Here is a 23,106-nt window from a genome sequence, read left to right on the forward strand (position 1 = left end):
GGCGTACAGTGAGGAAATGGGTACGCAACCCTATTACGGTCCGGACTTCGGGACGTTGCAGCGGCAGGATCCCGAAATCGCGCAGGTGCTGCTGGACGAGCTCGACCGGGTGCGCGGCGGGATCCAGCTGATCGCCAGCGAGAACTTCACCTCGCCCGCCGTCCTGGCCACCCTGGGTTCCACCCTCACCAACAAGTACGCGGAGGGCTACCCGGGCCGGCGCTACTACGGCGGCTGCGAGGTCGTCGACCGGGCCGAACGGCTGGCCATCGAGCGGGCGCGCAAGCTGTTCGGCGCCGAGCACGCCAACGTCCAGCCCCACTCGGGCGCCTCCGCGAACCTGGCGGCCTACGCCGCGCTCCTGCAGCCCGGCGACACCATGCTGGCCATGGCCCTGCCGCACGGCGGGCACCTTACCCATGGCTCGAAGGTGAACTTTTCCGGAAGATGGTTCGACGTCGTCTCGTACGGCGTGCGTCGCGACAATGAACTCATCGACTACGACGAGGTCAGGGATCTGGCGCTGCGGCATCAGCCGAAGCTCATCGTCTGCGGCGCGACGGCGTACCCGAGACTGATCGACTTCGCGGCCTTCCGCGGCATCGCCGACGAGGTGGGGGCGTGGCTGCTGGCCGACGTGGCGCACCCGATCGGGCTGATGGCGGGTGGCGCGATCCCGTCGGCGGTGCCGTACGCGGACGTCGTGACATTCACCACTCACAAGGCGCTGCGCGGGCCGCGAGGCGGGGCCATCCTGTGCACGGAGGAGCTGGCCAAGAAGATCGACCGGGCGGTGTTCCCGTTCATCCAGGGCGGCCCGCTGATGCACGTGGTGGCGGCCAAGGCGGTGGCGTTCGCCGAGGCGATGCGGCCGGAGTTCGCCGGCTACGCCAGGCAGGTGATCGTCAACGCCAAGGCCCTCACGGACGCGCTGGCCGCGGCGGGGATGCGGCCGGTGTCCGGGGGCACCGACACCCATCTGGCGCTGATCGACCTGCGTGACATGGGGGTGTCCGGGGCCGAGGCCGAGCAGCGCTGTGCGGCGGCGGGGATCACGCTGAACCGCAACGCGATCCCGTACGATCCCGAACCCGCGTCCGTCACGTCCGGAATTCGGGTGGGGACGCCGTGCGTGACCACGCAGGGCATGGGGCCCCAGGAGATGAAAGAGGTGGGCACCCTGGTGACCCGGGCGGTACGCCACCCGGCGAGCGCGGCCGAGGTCATGGAAAGAGTGGCGGCGCTTCTTGCCATCCATCAGCCATATCTCAGCGAATATTAAGCTGGTCTGTGTCGTTTTCCGGTCACAGGTGGCCGGAGCATCCGGGAAACTAGGTCCGTGCGCGAATATCTGTACATGGCGCTCGTGTCGGCCGCGGTGACCTACCTGCTGGTTCCGCTGGTGCGTCGCTTCGCCATCCGCATCGGTGCCATGCCGGAGGTTCGCGAGCGCGACGTGCACACCACGCCGACGCCCAGGCTCGGGGGCCTGGCGATGTACGGCGGACTGGTCGTGGGGCTGCTGGTGGCCAGCCAGCTCACGCACACGGGCAATGCGCTGGCGGAGTCCGAGATCAACGCGGTGAAGGCGTTGATCCTGGCGGGCGGGCTGATCACCGTGACCGGGTTCCTCGACGACTGGTGGGGCATGGACGCCTTCATCAAGCTCGGCGGGCAGATCGCGGCGGCGGGAGTGCTGGTCTTCTTCGACATGCGGCTGCTCTACATCCCGCTGCCGAAGGACTGGGGCGGCTCCACCAGCCTGGACTACACGCTCAGCACCATCATCACCATCATGATCGTGGTGGTGACCATCAACGCGGTCAACTTCGTCGACGGCCTCGACGGGCTCGCGGCCGGGATCGTGTGCATCGCGGCCATGGCGACCTGGGCCTACTCGATCTTCCTCGCCCAGAGCATGAGCGAGGGCAACATCACCATCACCGCCGCCATCGCCGCCGTCCTCATCGGCACCTGCCTGGGCTTCCTGCCGCACAACTTCCATCCGGCGAAGATCTTCATGGGGGACACGGGGGCGATGCTGATCGGGCTCGTGCTCGCCTCCTCGATCGTGACCGTGACCCCGCTCGACCCGGCGGCCATCGAGGTCATGAACAAGGTTCCGGTGCTGCTGCCGGTGCTGCTGCCCGCGGCGGTGCTGGTGCTGCCGCTGATCGACCTGATCACGGCCGTGGTGCGGCGCACTTCGCACGGCATGTCGCCGTTCGCGCCCGACCGCGGCCACCTGCACCACCGGCTGATGGACATCGGGCACTCGCACCGGCGTTCGGTGCTGATCATGTACGCGTGGGCGTTCCTGTTCGCCTTCGGCATCGTGATGATGTCCAGGCAAGGCGTGCCGGTGCTGCTGTTCCCCGTGGTGATCGTGCTCGCGCTGGCCGTTCTCGTGCTGATGGCCGCACCGCGCTGGCGGGGGAGGGGCGGGGCGCACTCCGCACCGCGCAGCAAGGAGCCCGACGACGACGGCCCGCCCACCGGGCCCATGCCGCCGATCCCGCCGGAGCCCCAGGTCAGGCGTCAAATGCCGTCGTCGGACGGGCCGTCGTCCGAGCGTGCGTCGGCCGAAGGGAAACCGGTCATTCCGGCATTTCCGAGTCGTCCGTGATCGCGAACTAGAAACGGCAGGTAAAAGCGGTCTTCCGTGAGCTTGTGATATCTTTCACGAGCAGGGACCCCCAGACGCACCGGCTCCGGGGGTAGCAAACGCTCGCTTGATAACATGCTGATGGAGCACCAATGCAGGCCAACGACGTGCGCGTACTCAAGAGCGCCGCGATTCCGACCTTCGCGGTTGGGGTGGTCGCCGTGGCTGTGGCGCTTCTGACGGCAGGGGGCAAGGGCGCGCTGGGCGCGGGGATCGGCACCTTGCTCGTGGGGGTTTTCTTCAGCATCAGCGTGGTAGCGGTGTCCTATGCCGCACGGGTGTCCCCCCAGATGATGGCGATCGCGGCGATGTTGAGTTATCTCGTCAAGGTCGTGGTCATCATGGTCGTGCTGTCCGCCTTCCGGGACACCACGGCCTGGAACACCCAAGCGTTCGCGTGGTCCGTAGTCGTCTGCACGCTCGTATGGACGGGCTTCGAAGTCCGCGCCTTCATGAAAACCAAGATGCTTTATGTCGACCCCGAGGCCCGGGTCCCCGGAAAGGGTGACTCATGAAGCCGGTGTTCGGACGGGGTCCGATATGACTAGTCCTCTGTTCGCCTGCTATCGTCGGGGCCGCGATGAGCGCAAAGGAACGCCGACCGGAAGAAGACGGTCGCGACTTCGCCGACGCCATGTGGTCAGTCCCCAGCTACTTGCTCGCAGGGATGGCCGTCTACGGCGGTCTCGGGTGGTTGCTGGACCGGTGGCTGGGCATGTCCGCGTTCTTCCCGATAGGCATCGTCCTCGGGGTAGTGCTCGGTGGCTACCTGGTCTACCGGAAGTTCGGTCGCTAGTCGACACAGTGATCGCTTCGCTGAGGAAACCCTTGTGATCTACTACGACGTTGAAGGGAACGCCGCGTGAGTGCGCTGACGGTCCTCGCTCCGCCTGACCAGTTCGGGGCGCCTACGCCAGATGAGCTGTTCAACCTGCCCCCCATCATTCCCGGGGTCGATTGGTTCACCAAGCCGGTTCTGCTGGCCATCCTCAGCGCGATCATCGTGATCGGTCTGTGCTGGGCGGCTTTCGCCAATCCGAAGGTCGTCCCCAGGGGCGTCCAGAACGTCGTCGAGTACGGCTACATGTTCGTCCGCGACCAGGTCGCCCGGCCCTTCCTGGGCAAGGATGCCGACCAGTGGATGGGCCTGCTGGTGACGCTCTTCTTCATGGTTCTGGTCTGGAACCTCATGGGCGTCATCCCGCTGATCCAGTTCCCCGTGGCCTCGCACATCGCCTTCCCGGCCGTGCTCGCGATCTCGATCTACGTGCTCAAGGTCTATCTCGGCATGAAGCACCAGGGCGCGGTCGGCTACTTCAAGAACATGATGTTCCCGCCGGGACTGCCCAAGCCGATCTACGTGCTGCTGTCGCCGATCGAGTTCCTGTCGAATCTGATCATCGCGCCGTTCACGCACTTCGTGCGACTGTTCGCCAACATGTTCGCCGGTCACATGCTGTTGGCGTTCTTCAGCATGGTTGGTTTCTGGTTCCTGTTCGAGAAGCTGACCCCGCTCGGCGCCCCCATCGGCGTCGTCGGCGTGATCATGACCATCATCCTCACGGGCTTCGAGATGTTCATCCAGTTCCTGCAGGCATACCTGTTCGCGATGCTGGCCGCGATGTACATCGGCAACTCGCTGCACGCAGAGCACTGAGAACCACATACCGGAATATCCATGACCGGTGACACCGAGTCGCCGGCCGTCCAGTAAAGGAATAACAGCAATGAGCGTTCTCGCTGAGGTCTCCGGCAACGTCACCGCCATCGGTTACGGTCTCGCCGCCATCGGCCCCGGCATCGGCGTCGGCATCATCTTCGGTCAGGGCGTGCAGGCCATCGCGCGCCAGCCCGAGGCTTACGGTCTGATCCGCCAGAACATGCTCCTCGGCTTCGTCCTCACCGAGGCCCTCGCCCTGATCGGTCTGGTTGCGCCGTTCATCTTCCAGGGCATCGCGTAACACGCCCTTCTGACGAAAGGCTGCACTCATGACGTACATGGCAGCTACGCTCCTCGCTGAGGAGGGTGCCAACCCCCTCATCCCGCACACCTACGAGCTCGTCGTCGGTATCTTCGCGTTCGCCGTCGTCCTGTTCGTCGTCGGCCGGATCCTCGTCCCGCGCATCCAGAAGACGCTGGCCGAGCGGACCGACGCGATCGAGGGCGGCATCAAGAGGGCGGAAGAAGCCCAGGCCCAGGCCCAGGACCTGCAGCGGCAGTACCAGCAGCAGCTGGAGGAGGCCCGTCGTGAGGCGGGCAGGCTGCGCGAGGAGGCTCGCGAGCAGGCCGCGCAGATCAAGGCCGAGCTCCGCGAGGAGGCGCAGGCCGAGGCCCGCCGCCTCGTCGAGGCCGCGCACGCACAGATCGAGGCCGACCGCCAGGCGGCGTTCGCTCAGCTCCGCGCGGAGATCGGGCGCCTGTCGACCGACCTGGCCGGCCGCATCGTCGGCGAGTCCCTTGAGGACGAGGTCAGGCAGAGCCGCATCGTCGACCGGTTCCTCGACGAGCTGGAAAGCTCCAGCGCGCAGGCGGTGCGCTGATGCGCGGTTTGAGCAGAACGTCGCTGGCCGAGGTCGAGGAGCGGTTCAACGCGGTCGCCGGCAGTGCCGACCTCGGTACGCTCTCCGACGAGCTCTTCGCGGTCGCGGATCTGCTCGACCGCGAGCACGGCCTGCGCCGGGCCCTGTCCGACCCCTCCAGGGCCGCCGAGCAGAAGGCGCGCACCGCGCGCATGCTGCTCGATGGCAAGGTCAGCGAGGCCACGCTCGCCACCACCGAGGCCGCGGTCTCGGCCCGGTGGTCGCGCGGCGGCGACCTGGCCGACGTGCTCGAACGGCTCGGCGTCGTCGCCGCGGCGGCGGAGGCGGAGAGCCAGTCCAGGCTCGACGAGGTGGAGGACGAGCTCTTCCGCTTCGGCCGCATCGTCGCCGCCAACCCCGACCTGCGCCGCGCGCTCACCGATGCGGCCGCCCCCGAGCAGGGCAAGCGGCAGCTGCTGCGCGACCTGCTCGGCGACAAGGTCGGGCCGACCAGCCTGCGCCTGATCTCGCAGCTGGTGGTGCACCCAAGAGGGCGTAGCCTGGAGACGGGCCTGGATGAGGTCGGGCAGCTCGTGGCGCAGCAGCGCCAGCGCCTGGTGGCGGTGGTACGCACCGCTGTCGAGTTGTCCGAAGAGCAGAAGCGGCGCCTGGCGGCGTGGCTGAGCACCTCCTACGGCCGCGACGTGCACCTGAACGTCGAGGTGGACAAGCGAGTGCTCGGTGGGTTCTCGGTCCGCATCGGCGACGAGATCATCGACACCACCATTGTGGGACGAATCGAAGAAGTCCGCCGCCGGTTGGCCGGCTGAGGCGCGTTGGGCGCCCCAAAGAATAGGGAGACAGAGTAGAGATGGCGGAGCTTACGATCCGGCCGGACGAGATCCGGGACGCGCTTGAGCGCTTCGTCCAGGCGTACGAACCGGAAGGCGCCGCGCGCGAGGAGATCGGGACCGTCGTCGACGCCGGCGACGGCATTGCCCATGTCTCCGGCCTTCCCTCGGCGATGGCGAACGAGCTGCTCGAGTTCGAGAACGGCACGCGCGGCCTGGCACTCAACCTCGACACCCGCGAGATCGGTGTCGTGGTCCTGGGTCAGTTCAGCGGCATCGAGGAGGGCCAGACGGTCCGCCGGACGGGCGAGGTCCTGTCCGTGCCCGTCGGCGACGCCTTCCTCGGCCGCGTGGTCGACCCGCTCGGCAACCCGCTCGACGGCAAGGGCGCCATCGAGTCCGAGGGTACGCGTGCCCTCGAGCTGCAGGCCCCCTCGGTCGTTCAGCGGCAGCCGGTGAAGCAGCCGCTGCAGACCGGCATCAAGGCGATCGACGCCATGACGCCGATCGGCCGCGGCCAGCGCCAGCTGATCATCGGTGACCGTGGCACCGGCAAGACCGCGATCGCCGTGGACACCATCCTCAACCAGCGCGAGGCGTGGGCCTCCGGCGACCCGGAGCAGCAGGTCCGCTGCGTCTACGTCGCGGTCGGCCAGAAGGGCTCGACGATCGCGCAGGTCAAGGCCCGCCTCGAGGCGGCAGGCGCGCTGGAGTACACCACCATCGTCGCCGCTCCCGCCTCCGACCCGGCCGGCTACAAGTACCTTGCCCCTTACACCGGCTCGGCCATTGGCCAGCACTGGATGTACCAGGGCAAGCACGTCCTGATCATCTTCGACGACCTGACCAAGCAGGCCGACGCCTACCGCGCCGTGTCCCTGCTGCTGCGTCGCCCCCCGGGCCGCGAGGCCTTCCCCGGTGACGTGTTCTACCTCCACTCCCGGCTGCTGGAGCGCTGCGCCAAGCTCTCCGAGGCCATGGGCGGCGGTTCGATGACGGGCCTGCCGGTCATCGAGACCAAGGGCAACGATGTGTCGGCGTTCATCCCGACCAACGTCATCTCCATCACCGACGGCCAGTGCTTCCTCGAGACCGACCTGTTCAACGCGGGTGTGCGACCGGCCATCAACGTCGGTATCTCGGTCTCCCGAGTCGGCGGCTCGGCGCAGGTCAAGGCGATGCGGAAGGTCGCGGGCACGCTGAAGCTGTCGCTGTCGCAGTACCGCGACCTGGAGGCGTTCGCCGCGTTCGCCTCCGACCTCGACGCGGCCTCCCGCGCCCAGCTGGAGCGCGGCCAGCGCCTGGTCGAGCTGCTCAAGCAGCCGCAGTACTCGCCGTTCCAGGTCGAGAAGCAGGTCGTGTCGGTCTGGGCCGGCACCACCGGTGAGCTCGACGAGGTGCCGGTGGAGGACATCCGCCGGTTCGAGACGGAGTTCCTGGACTACCTGCAGTCCTCGCACAAGGGCATCCTCGACGGCATCCGGGAGACCAAGGAGCTTCCCGACGACGCGGTGACCGCTCTCAAGGACGCCATCACGGAGTTCAAGAAGGGCTTCACCACCTCCTCGGGCGAGCTGCTGGTCAAGGACGAGCCAGTGGCGCCACTCGGGGCCGACGCGGTCGGCCAGGAAAAGATCAAGAAGGTCGTCCGTCCGGCGGCGGAGAAGTAGGACATGGGTGCCCAGCTAAGGCTGCTGCGGCGGCGGATCAACTCGGTCAAGTCGACCGCGAAGATCACGCGCGCCCAGGAGCTCATCGCCTCTTCACGGATCGTGAGGGCGCAGCAGCGGATGCAGGCGGCGCTGCCGTACGAGCGTGAGATCACTCGCGCCGTCACCGGCGTCGTCAGCAACGCGGCCAGCGTCGACCATCCGCTGACCGTGGCGAAGGAGAACCCCGCCAAGGCGGGCGTCCTCATCGTCACCAGCGACAGCGGGTTCTGCGGCGGCTTCAACGCCAACGTCCTGCGCGAGGCCGAGGCCCTGCGCGGGCTGCTGGAGAGCCGCGGAATGACCGTGGTGCCGTTCGTCACCGGGCGCAAGGGTGTCACCTGGCACACCTTCCGCCACCGGGAGATGGGCGGCAGCTGGGTCGGGTTCTCGCGGAAGCCGGCCTACGCCGACGCCAAGGAGATCGCCAACACGCTGATCGACTCGTTCAAGGACGACAACGGGATCGACGAGATCCACATCGTCTCGACCGAGTTCGTCTCGATGCTCACGCAGAACGTCGTGGTCAAGCGGGTCCTGCCGCTGGAGGTCGAAGAGACCGAGGCGACGGACTCAAGCGTGATCCCGCCGTACTTCGAGTTCGAGCCGACGGCGGGCGACGTGCTGGAGTCGCTGCTGCCGCGATACGTGGAGTCGCGCATCTTCACGGCGCTGCTCCAGTCGGCGGCCTCGGAGGAGGCCGCACGGCGGCGCGCGATGAAGTCCGCGACCGACAACGCCAACGAGCTGATGCGGGTGCTCACCCAGCAGATGAACCAGGCTCGCCAGGCCGAGATCACCCAGGAAATCAGCGAGATCGTCGGTGGGGCCAACGCGCTCGCTGACGCCGCAGCGGGGAAAGAGTGAAATGACTGCAGAGGCTGTTGAAACTGTAGAAAGCCCCGTGGCCGGCACAGGCCGCGTGGCTCGTGTCACCGGCGCCGTCGTCGACGTGGAGTTCCCCGTCGATGCGATGCCCGAAATCTATAACGCGCTCAAGGTCGAGGTGACCCTCGGCGGCGAGACGAAGACCCTGACGCTCGAGGTCGCCCAGCACCTGGGTGACAACCTCGTCCGGGCCATCTCCATGCAGCCCACCGACGGCCTGGTCCGCGGCCAGGCCGTGATCGACACGAACGGCCCGATCTCGGTGCCGGTCGGCGACGTTGTCAAGGGCCACGTGTGGAACGCGCTGGGCGAGACGCTCGACGTGCCGACCTCGTCGCTCAAGATCAACGAGCGGTGGGGCATCCACCGGCAGTCCCCGGCGTTCGACCAGCTCGAGTCCCGCACCGAGATGCTCGTCACCGGCATCAAGGTCATCGACCTGCTCACTCCTTACGTGCAGGGTGGGAAGATCGGCCTGTTCGGCGGCGCCGGGGTCGGCAAGACCGTGCTCATCCAGGAGATGATCCGCCGGGTCGCCCGTAACTTCGGTGGCACCTCGTGCTTCGCCGGCGTGGGCGAGCGCACCCGTGAGGGCAACGACCTGTGGCTGGAGATGGAGGAGGCGGACGTCCTCAAGGACACCGCGCTCGTCTTCGGCCAGATGGACGAGCCGCCGGGCACCCGGCTGCGGGTCGCCCTGTCGGCGCTGACGATGGCGGAATACTTCCGCGATGTGCAGAAGCAGGACGTGCTGCTGTTCATCGACAACATCTTCCGCTTCACGCAGGCCGGTTCCGAGGTCTCCACGCTGCTCGGCCGTATGCCGTCCGCCGTGGGGTACCAGCCCACGCTGGCCGACGAGATGGGTGTGCTCCAGGAGCGCATCACCTCGACGCGCGGTCACTCGATCACCTCCATGCAGGCGATCTACGTGCCCGCCGACGACATCACCGACCCGGCGCCGCACAACGCGTTCGCGCACCTCGACGCGCAGACCGTGCTCTCGCGGCCGATCTCGGAGAAGGGCATCTACCCGGCGGTGGACCCGCTCGACTCCACCTCCCGGATCCTCGACCCGCAGATCGTGGGCGAGGAGCACTACCGGGTGGCCCAGGAGACCAAGCGGATCCTGCAGAAGTTCCGCGAGCTCCAGGACATCATCGCGATCCTCGGTATCGACGAGCTCTCCGAGGAGGACAAGGTCACCGTCCAGCGGGCCCGCCGCATCGAGCGCTTCCTGTCGCACCCGATGTACGCGGCCGAGGCCTTCACCGGCCAGCCGGGCGAGACCGTGCCGCTGGACGAGACCATCGCCTCCTTCAAGGGCCTCTGCGCGGGTGAGTACGACCACCTGCCCGAGCAGGCGTTCTACATGGTGGGTGGCATCGACCAGGCCATCGCGAAGGCCAAGGAACTCGAGCGTCGCTAATCGCCCTATGGTGATGGTGTGGTCCTCGAACCACACCATCACCTGATCGGAAAGGAACCTACACAAGTGGCGAAGCTACGCGTAGGGGTTGTCTCACCAGAGCGTGAGATCTGGTCGGGCGAGGCCGACATGGTGATTGCCAAGACCGTGGACGGCGAGATCGGTATTATGCCGCAACACGCACCTGTTCTCGGCGTCCTCGTCGAGGGCGGTGTGCTGCGCGTGAAACGGGAGGGTCAGCCGGAGCTTGTGGCGGCGGTGCACGGGGGATTCATCTCCGTAGCCGACGACGAGGTGTCCGTGCTTGCCGAGGTCGCCGAACTCGGTTCCGAGGTCGACGTCGCGGCGGCCCGTGACGCTCTCGACCGGGCGCAGGCCTCGATCGAGGCCAACCAGGAAGACGCCGACGCGGCGGTCGAGGCCAAGCGTGCCAAGGCCCGGCTGCGCGCGGCCGGCGAAGAGGTATAAACCATTCAGGGGGCGGCATGGTAGCGACGGTCGTAACATTCGTATTGCTGCTAGCCGCCCTCGTGGTCCTGCGGGGGATCACGTTGGCTCGCTCGCGCGGGAACGTTCCCTGTCGCCTGCGGGTGGGCGGGCGCGGCTGGCAGAGCGGCGTAGCCCGCTATGCCGACGGGGAGCTCCACTGGATTCCGCTCATAGGCTTTCGACTGAGGCCGCGCCACGCGATTGCGAGGCGCGGCCTCGTCGTATCCCCCCGCCGCGAGATCGGCGACGGGCTCTACGCGGTCGACTGCAGCGGCAGCACGCCTGATGTGTCCATCGCGATGAGCGCCGACGCGATGACGGGTTTCCTCGCCTGGCTGGAGTCCGCGCCGCCCAGCGCTTATCTGGACGTCGCGTAGCGCCCGGCTCAGGAACGTCGCCGGACGCGGCGTTTCGGCGGCCGGCTAGCGGGTGCCGCCCGGCTTCCAGAGGATCTCGTCACCCGCGTGCGCGACCCGGCAGGCGATGAACAGCAGGTCGGACAGGCGGTTGAGGTATTTCGCGGTCAGCGGGTTCATGTCGTCGTGCGCCTCCAGAGCCGCCCACGTCGTGCGCTCGGCCCGGCGCACCGTGACCCTGGCCACGTGCAGCGCGGCCGTCGCGGGGTCGCCGCCGGGCAGGATGAAGCTGCGCAAAGGCTTGAGGCCGGCGTTGAAGCGGTCGCACTGCTGCTCCAGCCAGCCGATGTACGACTGCTCCACCCGCAGCGGCGGGAACTCCGGAGCGTCGACGACCGGCGTGGACAGGTCCGCGCCGAGATCGAACAGCTCGTTCTGGACCCGGACGAGCACCTCCACCAGGTCCGCCGGCAGCGTGCCATGGGAGAGCGCGACGCCCAGGTGGGCGTTGGCCTCCTCGACGTCGGCGTAGGCGGCGAGCCGGGGATCGGTCTTCGCGGTGCGGCTCATGTCGCTCAGCGCGGTGGTGCCGTCGTCGCCCGCGCGAGTGTAGATACGGGAGAGGACGACCGGCTTGTCCTTGTCGGCACGCGTCATGGCCTCAGCGTAATGACAAATGTCATCGAGAAGGGACGCGAGATCCATGCCGGTCCCGTGATTTCCACGACTGGCTGGCAAATGGCGCGAAAGACACCATTGACCCATGACGAAGGAAAGGACCTGATGCTCGAGATCAGCGAGCTGCGCAAGCGCTTCGCGGGCGGCCCCGACGCCCCCGGCGGCAAGGTCGCCCTGGATGGGATCAGCTTCGCCGTACGGCCGGGGGAGATGTTCGGGTTCGTCGGCGCGAACGGCGCGGGCAAGACGACGACGATGCGCATCGTCATGGGCGTGCTCCAGCCGGACTCCGGCGAGGTGAGCTGGCAGGGCAGGCCGCTCGGCTACGACGACCGGCGCCGCTTCGGCTACATGCCCGAGGAGCGCGGGCTGTACCAGAAGATGCGGGTCGCCGAGCAGATCGAGTATTTCGGCCGCCTGCACGGGCTGAGCGCGGCGGCGGCCAAGAAGGCCACCGACGACCTGCTGGAGCGGCTCGCGCTCACCGAGCGCAGGAGCGACGCGGTGCAGGCGCTCTCCCTGGGCAACCAGCAGCGCGTGCAGCTGGCCGTGGCCCTGGTTCACGACCCCGAGGTGCTGGTCCTGGACGAGCCGTTCTCCGGGCTCGACCCGATCGCGGTGGACGCGCTGGCGACGGCGCTGCAGGAGCGGTGCAGGGGCGGCGTGCCGGTGATCTTCTCCAGCCACCAGCTCGAACTCGTCGAGCGGCTCTGCGACTCGGTCGGCATCGTCTCGGCCGGCCGGATGGTGGCCACGGGCACGGTGGCCGACCTGCGGGCGGCCGAGGGCAACATGCTGCGCGTGGTCGTCCGGGACCCGGCCCCCGGCTGGGCGGAGGGCCTGCCCGGCACGGTCACCGCGGCCGGCGACCGGCACATCCTGCGTACGGCGGACGGTGACGACCAGGAGATCCTGCGCCGCGCCGTCAAGGCCGGGCACGTCGAGTACTTCGGCACCGAGCAGCCGACCCTCACCGAGATCTTCAAGGAGGCCGTGGCGTGAACGGACTGATGCTGGTCGCCCGCCGGGAGATCGTCACCCAGGTGCGCACGAAGGCGTTCGTCATCGGCCTGCTCATCACGGCCGTGCTGGTGGCGGGGGTCTCCTTGGCGCCCAAGGTGCTGGGCGGCCCCGACTCCTACACGCTCGGGACCGTCAACTCCCAGCAGTTGCCGCTGCAGGCGGCCGCGCCGGAGGCGAAGTTCGAGTGGCGCTCCTTCCCCGACGAGGCCGCCGCCAAGCAGGCCGTGCTCGACGGGGACGTGGACGCGGTGCTGGTCAACGGCACGAAGGTGCTCACCGACGGGGAGATCGACGACCAGCTCGGCGTGCTCATGCAGAGCGTCAACCGGGAGGTGCGGCTGGGCGCCGTGGGCATGTCGATCCCGCCGCTGCAGATGGAGTCCGTGGGCGCGGACACGCGCTACCAGTCCGCGCGCACCGGGATCGCCGTGGTGCTCGTCGTCGTGCTCTTCATGATGCTCATGGGTCAGGTCATGATGGTCGCCATGGGAGTCGTGGAGGAGAAGGGCAGCCGGATCGTGGAGATCCTGCTCTCCACACTGCGGCCGTGGCAGCTGCTCGGCGGCAAGATCGTCGGGCTGGGCGCGCTCGGCCTGATCAACCTGGTCACGATCCTGGTCGTCGGCCTCGGCGCGGCGATGGCCTCCGGCGTCGCCGCCGACTTCCCGCCCGGCATCGCGGGGCTGGTGGCCGCGGTGCTGGTCTGGTTCGTGCTCGGGTACGCCTTCTTCGCCACGCTGTCGGCCGCGTTCGCCTCGCTGGTCTCGCGCCAGGAGGAGGTGAACACCGTGATGACGCCGCTGACCATGCTCATCATGGCCACCTACTTCGTCGCCTTCTACGCCACCAGCGATCCCACGGGCACGTTGGCCACGGTCATGTCGTACGTGCCGCCGTTCTCGTCGATGATCATGCCGGTCCGGATGGCCGCGACCGAGGTGCCGCTGTGGCAGGTGGGGGCCTCGATGGCGGCGATGGCGGTGGCCGTGCTCGCAGTGCTCGTCTTCGGCGCCAAGGTCTACGAGCGGGCCGTGCTGCGGACGGGCGCCCGGCTGAAGCTCGGCGAAGTGCTGCGCGCGAACTAGATGGACGCGATCGAGCGGGCCCGGCGCCTCACCTGGAAGATGCTGCTCACCAACTTCATCGCGATGTGGTTCTGCCTCGTGCTGGGGAGCGTGGTCGGGATCGGCGAGGGGAAACTCTCGTGGTGGCGCCTGGTGCTCGCGTTGATCGCCGCCGTCTCCTTCACCTGGCTCTGCATACGCATGATCAGCGCCGTGCTGGACCGCCGTTACCCGGCCAGGCAACTGGCGGTGGCGGCGGCTCTCGCGCTGATCGGGGCGGGCCTGGGCGGGGCCGAGCCGTTCGGCTGGGGGTGGCTGCTCATGGGCTGGCTGTCCATCGCCACGCTCGACGTCCCCAGGCGGACGGCTTTGATCCAAACGATCGCGACCTTCGTGGCCGCCGTCGCGCTCGGAATGCTCGGCGTGGCGACGGGGACGAGCGTCATGGTCATCGACGTGACCGGTGTCCAGGCGATGATTTACTACTCCATCCTGTACGGGCTCTGGTCCGCGATACTGCCGCCCTCCGGCCGGATGTGGGTCTGGATCTGGACGCTGGCCGTGCAGGCGCATGAGGGCCGTGAGGCGCACACTCGGCTGGCGGTGGCAGAGGAGCGGCTGCGGCTGGCTCGGGACCTGCACGATCTCGTGGGACACCAGCTATCGGCCATCGCGGTCAAGACCGAGCTGTCGGTACGCCTGTCGGACGTGGACCCGGCGGCGGCCAAGGCCGAGATGGCCGAGGTCAACACACTGACCAGGACGGCGCTTCGCGAGCTGCGCCAGGCCGTGCGCGGCTACCGCGAGCTTGACTTGACCGCCGAGCTGAATAGCGTGAAAGGGGTGCTCGAGGCGGCCGGCGTCCGTTGCGAGGTGCACCTGCCCTATCGCGACCTGCCCGACGAGGTGGCGCCGGTGTTCGCCTACGCGGTGCGCGAGGCGGTGACCAACGTGCTCAAGCACAGCACCGCGACGCTCTGCGACATCACGATCCGCTTCACCGACCAGGAAGCGGAGCTGCGCGTCCGAAACGACGGGGTGGCCCGGCGGCAGGCCGCGGATCTGGGAAGCGGGCTGGCGGGCCTTGCGGAGCGGATGGCCGCTGTGGGCGGCAAGCTGACCGCCCTTCCGACGGGAGACGGGGAGTTCCTGCTCAACGCGGTCGTGTCACTTCCGCTACGTGGGTAGGTAAACCCAGGCAGGGGGGTTTCACCTCGGCGGAAGAATCGCGCAGAGGGGATACCACGCTGTGTGGTGACTGAGGAGGTGGCATGCGCGTCCGGGGCAATCCGAGGGCCCAGGTGGTGCGGATCGGGGCCCGGCTCGACGCCGGCACGTCCGCCGGGGTGCGCGAGCGGCTGCACAAGGCCCTCGATTCCGGTGAAGGCGACCTGATCCTCGATCTTTCCAAGCTGGAGATGATCGACGCGACCGGTCTCGGGGTGCTCGTGGGCTCGCATCGGCGCGCGCTGAGCGTGCAACGCCGCCTCGTTCTTCGGGGGGTGCCCCCGCGGATCATGCGGATCCTCGCGGTGACCCGGCTGAATCGGGTGCTGCACGTGGAGGCTCCGGCGGCCGCGGTGGCCTGAGCTGAGATATCGGAGCGGGTGACGATCAGCCGTTGCCCGCTCTTCCCCGGCTTAGACAAAATGCGGATTTCGGATGGCACACTTCGGCGAGCTATGGTGCTCAATACAACCCAAATGCTGATTTATCCGCTGTTCACCTGTGGGTAAGACGCCCTCAGTCGGTCGCGGGGTTGCCCAGGCTTCTGACGAAGATGTGCACGGCCACGTCGACGAGTTCGTCGATCTCCGGTTGATCGTCGGTGAGCAGCCATTCGATGAGCAACTCTTGCAGTGCGCCGACGACGCCGAGCGCGACAAGCCGCCGTTTCAACGGGGCGGCCTGCGGGAAATCGGCCACGGCCTCCTGTACCAGCCCGGCGAAGGAGTCCACCGCACGCTGCCGGGATAACGCCAGGACCTCCCCTGACCTGCGCACCTCCACGTGCATGATGCGGGCCCGGCGCCAGTCGGCCGTGGCGAACTTGATATAAGCGCGAATCCCGGCCGTGGCCCTGCCTTCGAGCGTGTTCGGGGCTTCCTGGACCGCTTTGGTCACGACGGCCAGGCTTTCCTCCACGCAGCGCTCGTGCACCTCCTGAAGGAGCTCCTCCTGGCTGCCGAAACATTCGTAGAAGGCACGGTTGGAGATCCTGGCCTCGGCGCACAGCCTTTCGATCGTCGTCGCCGCGAAACCGGGTTTCGCGTATAGCGTGTACGCGGCCGTCATCAGCCGCTCGCGTCTGTCCGCCAGTCTTTGCTCAGCCGACATTCCCCGGTAAGACCGGTTCACATTCCACCCGTCCAACATGATCGTGGCCCCCAGAGCACACAATTATGGACGGATGATCCGTTTTGGGAAAGGGCAAGAAGATTATCTTTTACGTCGGCCGTGCAAGAGCGTGACAAGCCTGATCAGCCGCTCAACTTCCACGGGCCCTCTGGCGAACGATGTCAGGTTCATCCCGGGCATCGCGAAGCGCTGCCGGGAGATCGCCTTCGGCCGGGCGAACTCGCGAAGGCCGTCGGCCCCGTGGATGCGCCCGAACCCGGAATCGCCCACCCCGCCGAACGGCAGGGCCGGGACCCCGGCGAAAGAGATGACCGAGTTGATGGCGGTCATCCCTGTATGCATCATCCTGGCCAACTCCATGGCCCGGCGCGCGTTTCTGGAGAAAATCGTCCCGCCCAGGCCGTATGCCGAGGTGTTGGCCAGTTCCAGCGCCTCCTGCGCGTCGCGGGTGCGGCGGACGGTGATGGTCGGTCCGAACGTCTCCTCGCGAACCGCGGGCGAATCCTCCGGCACGTCCTCGACAATCACCGGATCCACGTACGGCGCCCGCACCGAACCGGGGCCGCCTGCCACGACTTTTCCGGACTTGGTGGCGTCGTCGATGTGCCGCTTGATGATGTCCACCTGACCCGGCATCGTGATCGGCCCGTAGTCCTCGCCGGCCTTCACCTTCGTCACCCGCTCCGACAGCTCCCGCATGAAACTTTCATAGACCGCGTCCACCACGTAGACCCGCTCGACGCCCGCGCACGTCTGGCCGGCGTTGGACATCGCACCCCACAGGCATGCGTCGGCGGCGGCCTGGAGATCGGCGTCGGCGTCCACGATGAACGCGTCCTTGCCGCCGCACTCGGCCACGATCGGCGTGAGGTTCTCGGCGCAGGCCGCCATGACGCGCTTGGCCGTGGCGGTCGAGCCGGTGAAGGCCACCTTCTTGACCCGCGGGTCGGCCGCGAGGGCCGCGCCCGTCTCGCCGAGCCCGGTCACGCTCTGGAACACCGGCCGTTCGGGCACCGACTCCGCGAACAGCTCCGCCATCCGCACCCCCACGCCGGGAGTGAACTCGCTCGGCTTGAACACGACCGCGTTGCCGGCCGCCAGCGCGTACGCGATGGACCCCATGGGGGTGAAGACCGGATAGTTCCACGGGCCGATCACGGCGACGACGCCGAGCGGCAGGTACTCGAGCGTGGCCGCCAGGTTGAGGCCGATCATGCCGGTCGAGACCCGGCGGCGGCCCAGCACCTTGTGCGCGTTGCGGGCCGCCCAGTCGAGGTGCGTGATGGCCAGCACGATCTCCAGCGTGGCATCGCCCACCGGCTTGCCGGTCTCCTCGTGGACGAGCTTGACCAGCTCCCGCAGATGCTGGGTGATGACGGCCTTGTAGTCCAGCAGGCGCCGCTTACGCTCGGCGTGGCCGAGCCCGGCCCACCAGACGCCGGCCTCCTCGGCCCGGCCCACGGCCGCGCGCACCGCGTCGACGCCCTGCTTGGGATGACTGCCGACGACCTCGCCGGTAGCGGGATTGAGTGAGTCGAACGTCAGCGTCGTCATGGCCGCCACGATAGACCGGTAAGCCCGCGCTTACTATCACGGGTGACGCCACAGAGCGTCGGCCACCCGGTCGAACCGGCCCAGCACGCCGCTCTGACCCCGGCGAAAAGCCCATCCTTTACGCGCTGCCATGGCCGGCCACCCACCGCACTCCGGTGCCGGCCCTCCAGGAAACGCCCGCTGACCCTTCAGCGGTGGCCCGCCGTTACGCGAGCCCGCCTTGACCGGTTACCTGGCTCGGCCCGGCTACGGCGCGTTTCCTGAGGGTCGGCAACCGAAAGGACGGGCTTTCAGAACAGAGTGGGATTCTCCGGTTCGATGCCGCGCAGGGAGTCGTAGTCGAGCGTGACGCAGTGGATGCCGCGGTCGGTGGCGAGGACGCGCGCCTGTGGTTTGATCTCCTGCGCCGCGAAGATGCCGCGCACCGGCGCCAGCAGCGGGTCACGGTTGAGCAGCTCCAGATATCGGGTGAGCTGCTCGACTCCATCGATCTCGCCCCGCCGCTTGATCTCGACCGCGACGGTGGCGCCCAGCGCGTCGCGGCAGAGGATGTCGACCGGGCCGATCGCCGTCATGTATTCGCGCCGGACCAGCGAATAGCCCTCGCCCAGCGTCGTGATGTGCTCGGCGAGCAGCTCCTGCAGGTGCGCCTCCACCCCGTCCTTGATCAGCCCGGGGTCGACGCCCAGCTCGTGGCTGGAGTCGTGGAGGATCTCCGCCATCGTCAGGACCAGCTTCTCGCCGGTCTTGCCGTGGGTGACCGTCCAGGTCTCGCCGTCCTCTTTGAGCTTGCACGGCGGATTCATCCAGTTGAGCGGCTTGAAGGCGCGGTCGTCGGCGTGAATGCTCACGCTGCCGTCCGCCTTGATGAGGACGAGCCTTGGCGCCATCGGCAGATGCGCCGTGAGCCGTCCAACGTAATCCACGCTGCATCGCGCGATGACCAGCCGCATGACGACCCACCTTAGCGGCTCTGGAAAACTGGGCGCATGGCGTTCCATTGGGCAGAGCACGCGCGGTGAGTCCGCGTCGTGCCCGCCGCAGGGAGTCCTCCCGTCCCTTCGGCTTCCCGACCGGCCTGGACAAGGTGGAGGAATGGCCGGACGGCGAGTGGAAAGTACGCATGCTCACCGGCTCGTCGTCGACGAAGAACTACCGCTGCCCGGGCTGCGACCAGGAGATTCGCAGCGGCGAGCCGCATCTCGTGGCCTGGCCCAACTGGTCGGGCGGCGACGAGGAGCGCCGTCACTGGCATTCGGCCTGCTGGCGAAAAAGACTCGACCGCGGCCCTGGCCGCACCCGCTATTGAAAGGCATCAAGGTGGAGATTCGCGCGGCGACCGTGCTGCCCGCCCGGCGTGAGCCGATCGAGCTGCACACGGGCGACGGCCTGACCCTGGTCGGCGAGCTGGCCCAGCCCCTCGACCGGCCCCCGGTGGCGACGCTGGTGACCCTGCATCCGCTGCCCACCCACGGCGGCTTCATGGACAGCCACGTCTACAAGAAGGCGGCCAACCGTCTGCCCGCCCTCGCAGACCTGGCCGTGCTGCGCTTCAACACCCGGGGCACGTCCTCCGAGCGCGGCACCTCGGAGGGGGCGTTCGACGGAGGTGAGGGGGAGCGCTACGACGTCGCGGCGGCGCTGGAATACGCCGAATACCACGATCTGCCGCACGTGTGGGTGGTCGGCTGGTCGTTCGGGACCGAGCTGACGCTCAAGTGGGCGCACGACCCGCTGGTGGAAGGCGCGATCCTGCTCTCGCCGCCGCTGCACAGAGCCACCGACGACGACCTGGACGCCTGGGCGCGGTTCGGGCGGCCGATGGTGGCGCTGGTGCCGGAGTTCGACGATTACCTGCGGCCGAGGAGGCCAAGAGCCGGTTCGCGCGGGTGCCGCAGGCCGAGGTCATCGGGGTGGACGGGGCCAAGCACCTGTGGGTCGGGGAGCCGTACGTGCGCATCGCGCTGAACGAGATCGTCAAGCGGGTCAACCCGTCCGCCTGGCCGCTCCCCACGGAGGTCTGACGCAGTCCTGCACCGTCCACGGCAACGGCCGGCCGAACTCGGCGCTCGAAGCCAGAAGATCGTGGACAACATCATCGACACCTTCCTCGGCGGATAACACCTGATCCTGCCGACGATGGACAGGCGCGGGGCTCTCGCAGCTCCGCGCCGGTGGCGTCAGCGTCCACCGAGTCACTAGAATCTTGTTCGGTCACGATTCTAGGAGGCAGCGTGGGCGCGTTCGATCTCAGCGGTAAGCAGGCCCTGGTCACCGGGGCGTCGAAGGGCATCGGACGGGCCATCGCGCTCGCGTACGCCGAGGCGGGCGCCGACGTCGCGCTCGTGTCCCGATCGGCCGACACGCTCGCCGAGGTCGGCAAGGAGATCGAGACGCTGGGCCGGCGCGCCCTGGTCATCCCCGCCGACCTCACCGACCGCGAGGCCGCCACCGGTGCCGTCGCGGCGGCCATCGACGGGCTCGGGCACCTCGACATCGTGGTCAACAACGCCGGCGGGTCCAATTTCCTCGTCGAGTTCAAGGATCTGCGGTTGTCCGGGTGGGACAAACTGATGCGGCTCAACCTCGACTCTGCCGTGGCCGTCTGCCACGCGGTCGCTCCGCACCTGCTGGGCCGGGGTGCAGGATCCGTCATCAACGTGGCGTCGGTGGCCGCGCTCGGCGCCCCCTTCCTCGCCCCCTACGCCGCCGCCAAGGCCGGGCTGGTGGCGCTGACCAAGACACTGGCCGTGGAGTGGGCGCAGGCGGGTGTGCGGGTCAACGCGCTGTGCCCCGGATGGACGGCCACCGACCTCAACCGCAACCTGTGGGAGGACGAGGCGTCCAACGCGGCCACGGTCGCCTCCGTGCCCATGCGGCGCTGGGGAACCGCGGAGGAGATGGCCCATCCGGCGGTCTTCCTGGCCAGTTCGGCTTCGGCGTACATGACCGGGCAGGTGCTGTTCATCGACGGCGGAGCCACCGCCATCGGCTGAACCACGACCAGGCGCCCGCCACGCTGCGCTGCTCGCCACGCTGTGCTGCTCGCCACGCTGTGCTGCTCGCCACGCTGTGCTGCTCGCCACGCTGTGCTGCTCGCCACGCTGTGCTGCTCGCCACGCTGTGCTGCTCGCCACGCTGTGCTGCTCGCCACGCTGTGCTGCTCGCCACGCTGCGCTGCCACACATCGCACGCGAGGCTGCCGTGCCATGCCGTGCGGCGGTGTGGCGTGGCGCGTGCCCATCCGAGCGGAGCCGCCGTCCCTCCGGACCGGTCGACGCCCGCGGAGACGACGCCCGCGGAGACGACGCCCGCGGAGACGACGCCCGCGGAGACGACGCCCGCGGAGACGACGCCCGCGGAGACGACGCCCGCGGGGGCCGGTGTGTCTCGTGGGGTTGTTGGTGTCGCGTGAGCAGGTGTGTCCGCTTTTGGGCTCTTGTGTTCGGGCAGGCGAACCGAGGTGTGGCGTGTCGTGCTCATGTTTGCGGGCATAGCGGAGTGATTCGCGCCCTGAACCGGGTTACCGTGTGGTCCGTGCAGCTCTACACGAGATCGTCCGGGACGGGGCTCCCGGTTGTGCTGCTTCACGCGTTCCCGCTGTCGTCGGCCATGTGGCTGGCCCAGCGGGAAGGGCTGGCCAAGGTCTGCCGCGTCATCACGCCTGACCTGCGCGGCTTCGGCGGGTCGCGGCTGGGCGAGGACGAGCCGTCAATTGATCTGATGGCCGACGACGTCGCCAGGCTCCTCGACGCGGAAGGCATCGACAGGGCCGTGGTCGGCGGGTTGTCCATGGGCGGCTACGTCACCATGGCCTTCTGCCGCCGCCACCCCGACCGGTTGCTCGGCGCTATCCTCGCCGACACCAAAGCCGGGCCCGATCCCGCTCCGGCGAGGGAGAACCGGGAACGCATCGCGCGGGCCGTGCTGTCCGATGGAAGCGAGGTGCTGGTCAGCGAGGTGCTGCCGGCGCTCATCGGGCCGACGACCAAGGAACGGCGTGCCATGGTGTTCGGGCGCGTCAAAGGGCTCGTGCAGTCCGCGCCGCCGGGCGCCGTCGCCTGGGCCCAGCGGGCCATGGCGGCACGGCCCGACTCGTTCGACACGCTCGGTGCGCTGAAGGTGCCCCTGCTGATCGTCGTGGGGGAGGAGGACGAGCTGTCGCCACCCGCCGACGCCGAGGCCATGGCGCGGGCCGTACCGGGAGGCCGGTTGGAGATCATCCCCAAGGCCGGTCACCTGAGCGCGGTCGAGCAACCGGAGGCGTTCAACGCGGCCGTGGCGGAGTTCCTCAGGACGGAGCTGGGCGGTGCACGTCAGGCCCTCGACTGACGGGGGATGACGACCTCGCGGATGATCAGCGCGATCGCGGCCGCCACCGGGATGGCCAGGAGCGCGCCGACGATACCGAGCAGCGCGCCGCCGAACAACGCGGCGATCACCGTCACGGCGGGCGTCACGTCCACCGAGCGCTTCATCACCCTGGGATAGATGAGGTAGTTCTCGACCTGCTGGTAGATCAGGAAGAAGATCGCGCACGCGATCCCGGCGGGCACCGACTGCAGCAGCGCCACGGAGGTCACCAGCACCGCGCCGATCGTGGCGCCCACCAGGGGGATCAGGTCCGTCAGTGCCACGACGAGGGCGAGCGCGAGGGCGTACCGGACGCCGGCGACGGACAGGAAGATCCATGTCAGCACGCCCGCGATGACGGAGATCAGCACGTTGCCCGCGACGTAGCCGCCGATGCCGGTGAGGATCTGCTCGCTGATGGCGCTGGTCCGCGTTCTGCGCGTGGCCGGCACCAGCTTGAGCAGGTAGTCCTTGATCGTGTGCAGCGAGCCGAGGAAGTAGAGCATGAGCACCAGCAGCGTCACGGTGGTGAACACGCCGTCGAGCACCACCAGCCCGGCGCCCATGATCCCGCTGGCCAGCGACGGTCCCAGCGTGCCCGTCACGAACGTCGTGAGCTTCGGGATGATCTGGTAGTTCGCGTCGAGTTCACGCACCGTCGGATGGTTGCTCAGAGCTTCGAGATAGCCCGGCACCGCCGCCACGAACTCCGACAACTGCTGGCCCACCGGCGGCACCACCGCGAGCCCGAACAGCACGAACGCCACGATGACCCCGGCGAACACGATCGAGATCGCGCCCCGCCTGGCCAGACCGCGGCGCTGCAACGCCTCGACGGCCGGGTTGAGCCCGACGGCCAGGAACATCGCCACCACGACCAGGATGATCGTGCTCAGCGATTTCACGACCATCTGCGCGATCGCGATCGCGGTCAGCACCCCGAGCCCACCGACCAGCCCGAACAGGAACGGCCCCCGGGCGAGCGGCTTTCCGGGCAGCCCGTACGGCTGCGCGGCGGCGTCCTCCCTGGGGGAGCTCTCCTCCTGGGGTTCTTCCTGCTTGGCGCCTGCGGGCTCGACTTCTGTGGACAAGGGAAACTCCCCAGAGGGTCGGCGACAGAGCATGACGGGCGCACACATTTCGTACGGATCCGACAACAAAGAGAGAGC

At 68.3% G+C, this 23,106-nt stretch carries 26 protein-coding genes and 1 pseudogene; 21 read left to right on the forward strand and 6 right to left on the reverse strand.

From position 1 onward, the window contains the following. The first annotated feature begins 16 nt into the window (after positions 1 to 16). The 13 genes from glyA to ACTMTI_RS10515 all read left to right on the forward strand — a co-directional run bounded on the left by glyA (position 17) and on the right by ACTMTI_RS10515 (position 10,928). Entirely contained in the window at positions 17 to 1,282 is a 1,266-nt protein-coding gene (gene glyA / locus ACTMTI_RS10455; protein WP_441119931.1) for a serine hydroxymethyltransferase, read from the forward strand. A 57-nt stretch (positions 1,283 to 1,339) separates the two neighbouring features. After that, complete coding sequence (locus ACTMTI_RS10460; RefSeq protein WP_441119933.1) at positions 1,340 to 2,626, forward strand: glycosyltransferase family 4 protein; 1,287 nt, start codon at positions 1,340 to 1,342, stop codon at positions 2,624 to 2,626. A gap of 131 nt (positions 2,627 to 2,757) precedes the next feature. Then, positions 2,758 to 3,180 carry a hypothetical protein gene (locus tag ACTMTI_RS10465; RefSeq protein WP_441119935.1) on the forward strand — a complete coding sequence of 141 codons (423 nt, stop codon included), beginning with the start codon at positions 2,758 to 2,760 and terminating at the stop codon, positions 3,178 to 3,180. 65 nt (positions 3,181 to 3,245) lie between these two features. Further along, positions 3,246 to 3,461, forward strand: a complete 216-nt coding sequence (locus tag ACTMTI_RS10470) for an AtpZ/AtpI family protein (RefSeq protein WP_441119936.1) — start codon at positions 3,246 to 3,248, stop codon at positions 3,459 to 3,461. Between the two features lie 66 nt (positions 3,462 to 3,527). Further along, positions 3,528 to 4,322 carry a F0F1 ATP synthase subunit A gene (gene atpB, locus ACTMTI_RS10475; RefSeq protein ID WP_441119938.1) on the forward strand — a complete coding sequence of 265 codons (795 nt, stop codon included), beginning with the start codon at positions 3,528 to 3,530 and terminating at the stop codon, positions 4,320 to 4,322. 70 nt (positions 4,323 to 4,392) lie between these two features. After that, positions 4,393 to 4,626 (forward strand): ATP synthase F0 subunit C, encoded by a 234-nt coding sequence (atpE, locus tag ACTMTI_RS10480; protein ID WP_049561045.1) that lies wholly within the window; start codon positions 4,393 to 4,395, stop codon positions 4,624 to 4,626. Between the two features lie 28 nt (positions 4,627 to 4,654). After that, on the forward strand, positions 4,655 to 5,206 hold the full coding sequence (locus ACTMTI_RS10485) for a F0F1 ATP synthase subunit B (RefSeq protein WP_441119939.1): 552 nt from the start codon (positions 4,655 to 4,657) through the stop codon (positions 5,204 to 5,206). Continuing rightward, the gene (locus tag ACTMTI_RS10490) at positions 5,206 to 6,015 is read left to right on the forward strand and encodes a F0F1 ATP synthase subunit delta (protein ID WP_441119940.1); all 810 of its coding nucleotides are present in this window, start codon (positions 5,206 to 5,208) and stop codon (positions 6,013 to 6,015) included. The genes ACTMTI_RS10485 and ACTMTI_RS10490 overlap by 1 nt, the downstream gene beginning before the upstream one ends. Before the next feature lie 41 nt (positions 6,016 to 6,056). Next, positions 6,057 to 7,706, forward strand: a complete 1,650-nt coding sequence (gene atpA, locus ACTMTI_RS10495) for a F0F1 ATP synthase subunit alpha (protein WP_441119942.1) — start codon at positions 6,057 to 6,059, stop codon at positions 7,704 to 7,706. 3 nt (positions 7,707 to 7,709) lie between these two features. Beyond that, positions 7,710 to 8,612 (forward strand): F0F1 ATP synthase subunit gamma, encoded by a 903-nt coding sequence (locus tag ACTMTI_RS10500; protein ID WP_441119944.1) that lies wholly within the window; start codon positions 7,710 to 7,712, stop codon positions 8,610 to 8,612. Position 8,613: 1 nt separating this feature from the next. Further along, complete coding sequence (atpD, locus tag ACTMTI_RS10505) at positions 8,614 to 10,062, forward strand: F0F1 ATP synthase subunit beta (protein WP_441119946.1); 1,449 nt, start codon at positions 8,614 to 8,616, stop codon at positions 10,060 to 10,062. A gap of 66 nt (positions 10,063 to 10,128) precedes the next feature. Next, a complete protein-coding gene (locus ACTMTI_RS10510; RefSeq protein ID WP_441119948.1) occupies positions 10,129 to 10,530 on the forward strand; it encodes a F0F1 ATP synthase subunit epsilon in 402 nt (133 codons plus the stop codon). A 17-nt stretch (positions 10,531 to 10,547) separates the two neighbouring features. Then, the gene (locus ACTMTI_RS10515) at positions 10,548 to 10,928 is read left to right on the forward strand and encodes a DUF2550 domain-containing protein (protein WP_441119950.1); all 381 of its coding nucleotides are present in this window, start codon (positions 10,548 to 10,550) and stop codon (positions 10,926 to 10,928) included. Positions 10,929 to 10,973: 45 nt separating this feature from the next. Here the strand turns inward: ACTMTI_RS10515 and ACTMTI_RS10520 are convergent, their stop codons facing one another. Next, positions 10,974 to 11,564, reverse strand: coding sequence for a cob(I)yrinic acid a,c-diamide adenosyltransferase (locus ACTMTI_RS10520; RefSeq protein WP_441119952.1), 591 nt, complete (start codon positions 11,562 to 11,564; stop codon positions 10,974 to 10,976). Between the two features lie 126 nt (positions 11,565 to 11,690). Between ACTMTI_RS10520 and ACTMTI_RS10525 the strand changes: the two genes are divergently transcribed. The 4 genes from ACTMTI_RS10525 (at position 11,691) to ACTMTI_RS10540 (ending at position 15,261) form a co-directional block, all read left to right on the forward strand. Continuing rightward, positions 11,691 to 12,587, forward strand: coding sequence for an ABC transporter ATP-binding protein (locus ACTMTI_RS10525; protein WP_441119954.1), 897 nt, complete (start codon positions 11,691 to 11,693; stop codon positions 12,585 to 12,587). Beyond that, positions 12,584 to 13,693 carry an ABC transporter permease gene (locus ACTMTI_RS10530; RefSeq protein ID WP_441119956.1) on the forward strand — a complete coding sequence of 370 codons (1,110 nt, stop codon included), beginning with the start codon at positions 12,584 to 12,586 and terminating at the stop codon, positions 13,691 to 13,693. Before ACTMTI_RS10525 ends, ACTMTI_RS10530 begins: the two co-directional genes overlap by 4 nt. After that, the gene (locus ACTMTI_RS10535; protein ID WP_441119958.1) at positions 13,694 to 14,860 is read left to right on the forward strand and encodes a sensor histidine kinase; all 1,167 of its coding nucleotides are present in this window, start codon (positions 13,694 to 13,696) and stop codon (positions 14,858 to 14,860) included. It abuts the gene before it with no gap. A gap of 83 nt (positions 14,861 to 14,943) precedes the next feature. Continuing rightward, positions 14,944 to 15,261: an STAS domain-containing protein gene (locus ACTMTI_RS10540; RefSeq protein ID WP_441119960.1), complete on the forward strand. Its 318-nt coding sequence runs from the start codon at positions 14,944 to 14,946 to the stop codon at positions 15,259 to 15,261. Between the two features lie 154 nt (positions 15,262 to 15,415). On the opposite strand, the gene ACTMTI_RS10545 is transcribed toward ACTMTI_RS10540, so the two are convergent. The 3 genes from ACTMTI_RS10545 to nucS form a co-directional block, all read right to left on the reverse strand. Beyond that, entirely contained in the window at positions 15,416 to 16,009 is a 594-nt protein-coding gene (locus tag ACTMTI_RS10545) for a TetR/AcrR family transcriptional regulator (RefSeq protein WP_441119962.1), read from the reverse strand. Positions 16,010 to 16,111: 102 nt separating this feature from the next. Beyond that, on the reverse strand, positions 16,112 to 17,584 hold the full coding sequence (locus ACTMTI_RS10550; RefSeq protein WP_441119963.1) for an aldehyde dehydrogenase family protein: 1,473 nt from the start codon (positions 17,582 to 17,584) through the stop codon (positions 16,112 to 16,114). A gap of 290 nt (positions 17,585 to 17,874) precedes the next feature. Then, positions 17,875 to 18,537, reverse strand: a complete 663-nt coding sequence (gene nucS, locus ACTMTI_RS10555) for an endonuclease NucS (protein ID WP_441119965.1) — start codon at positions 18,535 to 18,537, stop codon at positions 17,875 to 17,877. A gap of 65 nt (positions 18,538 to 18,602) precedes the next feature. On the opposite strand from nucS, the gene ACTMTI_RS10560 reads away from it, so the two are divergent. The 3 genes and pseudogenes from ACTMTI_RS10560 to ACTMTI_RS10570 all read left to right on the forward strand — a co-directional run bounded on the left by ACTMTI_RS10560 (position 18,603) and on the right by ACTMTI_RS10570 (position 20,580). Then, the gene (locus ACTMTI_RS10560; protein WP_441119967.1) at positions 18,603 to 18,893 is read left to right on the forward strand and encodes an ATP/GTP-binding protein; all 291 of its coding nucleotides are present in this window, start codon (positions 18,603 to 18,605) and stop codon (positions 18,891 to 18,893) included. Between the two features lie 11 nt (positions 18,894 to 18,904). After that, positions 18,905 to 19,608: pseudogene (locus ACTMTI_RS10565) on the forward strand (alpha/beta hydrolase). 210 nt (positions 19,609 to 19,818) lie between these two features. Then, positions 19,819 to 20,580, forward strand: coding sequence for an SDR family NAD(P)-dependent oxidoreductase (locus ACTMTI_RS10570; protein ID WP_441119968.1), 762 nt, complete (start codon positions 19,819 to 19,821; stop codon positions 20,578 to 20,580). Here the strand turns inward: ACTMTI_RS10570 and ACTMTI_RS10575 are convergent. After that, positions 20,549 to 21,067 (reverse strand): hypothetical protein, encoded by a 519-nt coding sequence (locus ACTMTI_RS10575; protein ID WP_441119970.1) that lies wholly within the window; start codon positions 21,065 to 21,067, stop codon positions 20,549 to 20,551. The two genes, ACTMTI_RS10570 and ACTMTI_RS10575, sit on opposite strands and share 32 nt — an antisense overlap. A 54-nt stretch (positions 21,068 to 21,121) precedes the next feature. Here ACTMTI_RS10575 and ACTMTI_RS10580 point away from each other — a divergent pair, with 54 nt between their 5' ends. Further along, complete coding sequence (locus tag ACTMTI_RS10580) at positions 21,122 to 21,916, forward strand: alpha/beta fold hydrolase (RefSeq protein WP_441119972.1); 795 nt, start codon at positions 21,122 to 21,124, stop codon at positions 21,914 to 21,916. On the opposite strand, the gene ACTMTI_RS10585 is transcribed toward ACTMTI_RS10580, so the two are convergent. Beyond that, positions 21,901 to 23,028, reverse strand: a complete 1,128-nt coding sequence (locus ACTMTI_RS10585) for an AI-2E family transporter (protein WP_441119975.1) — start codon at positions 23,026 to 23,028, stop codon at positions 21,901 to 21,903. The two genes, ACTMTI_RS10580 and ACTMTI_RS10585, sit on opposite strands and share 16 nt — an antisense overlap. Between the last annotated feature and the right edge of the window lie 78 nt (positions 23,029 to 23,106).

It is taken from the genome of Nonomuraea sp. H19 (assembly GCF_052068215.1).
Classification (GTDB): domain Bacteria; phylum Actinomycetota; class Actinomycetes; order Streptosporangiales; family Streptosporangiaceae; genus Nonomuraea.

What these genes read in the sequence shown, in the direction of transcription:
- glyA (WP_441119931.1), top strand. Translation starts at nt 17, where the DNA reads ATGGGTACGCAACCCTATTACGGTCCGGACTTCGGGACGTTGCAGCGG.
- ACTMTI_RS10465 (WP_441119935.1), top strand. Translation starts at nt 2,758, where the DNA reads ATGCAGGCCAACGACGTGCGCGTACTCAAGAGCGCCGCGATTCCGACC.
- ACTMTI_RS10470 (WP_441119936.1), top strand. Translation starts at nt 3,246, where the DNA reads ATGAGCGCAAAGGAACGCCGACCGGAAGAAGACGGTCGCGACTTCGCC.
- atpE (WP_049561045.1), top strand. Translation starts at nt 4,393, where the DNA reads ATGAGCGTTCTCGCTGAGGTCTCCGGCAACGTCACCGCCATCGGTTAC.
- ACTMTI_RS10485 (WP_441119939.1), top strand. Translation starts at nt 4,655, where the DNA reads ATGACGTACATGGCAGCTACGCTCCTCGCTGAGGAGGGTGCCAACCCC.
- ACTMTI_RS10490 (WP_441119940.1), top strand. Translation starts at nt 5,206, where the DNA reads ATGCGCGGTTTGAGCAGAACGTCGCTGGCCGAGGTCGAGGAGCGGTTC.
- atpA (WP_441119942.1), top strand. Translation starts at nt 6,057, where the DNA reads ATGGCGGAGCTTACGATCCGGCCGGACGAGATCCGGGACGCGCTTGAG.
- ACTMTI_RS10500 (WP_441119944.1), top strand. Translation starts at nt 7,710, where the DNA reads ATGGGTGCCCAGCTAAGGCTGCTGCGGCGGCGGATCAACTCGGTCAAG.
- atpD (WP_441119946.1), top strand. Translation starts at nt 8,614, where the DNA reads ATGACTGCAGAGGCTGTTGAAACTGTAGAAAGCCCCGTGGCCGGCACA.
- ACTMTI_RS10515 (WP_441119950.1), top strand. Translation starts at nt 10,548, where the DNA reads ATGGTAGCGACGGTCGTAACATTCGTATTGCTGCTAGCCGCCCTCGTG.
- ACTMTI_RS10520 (WP_441119952.1), bottom strand. Translation starts at nt 11,564, where the DNA reads ATGACGCGTGCCGACAAGGACAAGCCGGTCGTCCTCTCCCGTATCTAC.
- ACTMTI_RS10525 (WP_441119954.1), top strand. Translation starts at nt 11,691, where the DNA reads ATGCTCGAGATCAGCGAGCTGCGCAAGCGCTTCGCGGGCGGCCCCGAC.
- ACTMTI_RS10535 (WP_441119958.1), top strand. Translation starts at nt 13,694, where the DNA reads ATGGACGCGATCGAGCGGGCCCGGCGCCTCACCTGGAAGATGCTGCTC.
- ACTMTI_RS10540 (WP_441119960.1), top strand. Translation starts at nt 14,944, where the DNA reads ATGCGCGTCCGGGGCAATCCGAGGGCCCAGGTGGTGCGGATCGGGGCC.
- ACTMTI_RS10545 (WP_441119962.1), bottom strand. Translation starts at nt 16,009, where the DNA reads ATGTCGGCTGAGCAAAGACTGGCGGACAGACGCGAGCGGCTGATGACG.
- ACTMTI_RS10550 (WP_441119963.1), bottom strand. Translation starts at nt 17,584, where the DNA reads ATGACGACGCTGACGTTCGACTCACTCAATCCCGCTACCGGCGAGGTC.
- nucS (WP_441119965.1), bottom strand. Translation starts at nt 18,537, where the DNA reads ATGCGGCTGGTCATCGCGCGATGCAGCGTGGATTACGTTGGACGGCTC.
- ACTMTI_RS10575 (WP_441119970.1), bottom strand. Translation starts at nt 21,067, where the DNA reads ATGAGCACGACACGCCACACCTCGGTTCGCCTGCCCGAACACAAGAGC.